Below are 1,525 nucleotides of genomic sequence, written 5' to 3'. Positions count from 1 at the left end.
CCCTTTGGAACTATTTTATCGCTTTTTTAGTGCCGAATCAACGTTAGGGTGTGGTTGGCGGTTACTTTCAAGCCTCATATCTGGTGATATTAGGTGTGAAGTACGAAATGAAGGCAGCCATAACGGAAAGTGTCCGTCAAAAAAAGCGGCTGTGAATCTCACAACCGCCTTAGTTCGTATACTATTTTATTTTTCTTTGAAACTCTCTCCGAATCCCTTCACAATAGGATCGAGGAAGTATCTCATAACTGATTGCTTTCCGATCTTAACTTCGACAGCTCCTGATAAGCCAGACATTACATTGATATTCGGGTTTGTGTTATCAACATCCAGCTTCACAAGATAAACGCTGCCTAATTGCTCACTGTTGAAAGAACTGGGGCTGATATACTTGACCGTCCCTTTTACAGTTCCATATTTGTTGTACGGATATGCTTCGAGCTTTATCTCTGCTTCCATTCCAACCGTAATATCGGCGATATCCATGTTTTTTACATAGCAAGCCATCTCAACAGGTGCATCCGCCGGAACGATCGTTATAATTTGCTGCGCCGATGTTACAGTCTCACCGACGTTGTTAACTGCAATGCTGTTGATGTAACCATTGACCGGAGCAGTGACTTTTTGGTAATCAAGCGAAAGCTGATACTTTTCAAGTTCAGAACCAGCCTGTTTCAATTTACTGTTGATATCTGAAATATTGGAGTTGATCTGCTCGCTGTAAGAAGTCTGCGCATTCAGAATGTTCAGCTCCGCCTGCAGATATTCATTCTCTGCCTGTTGAAGCACAAGTTTTTGTGCATTGAATTCTGCCACGGAAATCATAGGATTTGTGTTGTAGTCATCATATTTGATTTGTGCGATGTCTCTTGTAAGACCGGCGTTTTCTTTGGTACTTTCAAGAATGCTCAGATTATTCTGATAAGCCTTCTCATTGTCAATAATCGTAAGAATGTATGGTTGAAGATTTGCGCCGTACTTTGTAAGATCAACTGTTGAAACGTCCTCTCCATTTTTTATCATTGTGTATATCTCTTTTTGCGCCTCCAGCACTTCTTTTTGTTGCGAAAGCGCTTCTACGTCGATGTCAATGCTCTGCGTATCGAGTTCGATAAGCACATCTCCGGCTTTCACATATGCCCCTTCCTCAACATTGATCGCCTTCACAGTTCCACTGGTATAGGTGTTAAGTGAACTGTTCGATAAGCACATCTCCGGCTTTCACATATGCGCCTTCCTCAACATTGATTGCCTTCACAGTTCCGCTGGCATAAGTATTAAGCGTGCTGATATTCCCTACCGGCTGCATGGTACCGCTGGACGTGACAACAATATCCACCTCTGATAAGCAAGCCCATACGATTGCTGCAATTAAAAGCGTGAAAACACCGAGAATGATAACTGTTCCGGCTTTGTGTGCAGGTCGTTCAATGATTTCAAGCATAGATGGCATGAAGTCGTATTTCAGTTCCTTGTCACGTTTGCTGCTATGTCTGAGAACATAAGCTTTCTGTTCTTTATCCAT

Annotated in this window: 2 protein-coding genes; both read right to left on the bottom strand. The window is 42.4% G+C overall.

Annotated features, from left to right (window positions below):
- Positions 1–186: 186 nt before the first annotated feature.
- The gene (locus tag QVO51_RS01480) at positions 187–1,167 is read right to left on the bottom strand and encodes an HlyD family efflux transporter periplasmic adaptor subunit (protein WP_288167722.1); all 981 of its coding nucleotides are present in this window, start codon (positions 1,165–1,167) and stop codon (positions 187–189) included.
- A 19-nt stretch (positions 1,168–1,186) separates the two neighbouring features.
- Positions 1,187–1,525, bottom strand: a 339-nt coding sequence (locus tag QVO51_RS01475; protein WP_022356935.1) for a biotin/lipoyl-binding protein, incomplete at its 5' end; no start/stop codon positions are given.

The organism is Ruminococcus sp. CAG:379, assembly GCF_000434255.1.
GTDB lineage: Bacteria > Bacillota > Clostridia > Oscillospirales > Ruminococcaceae > Ruminococcus_F > Ruminococcus_F champanellensis.
Note: the sequence above shows the minus strand (reverse complement) of the source record. Positions and strands in the feature narration are given on the sequence as shown.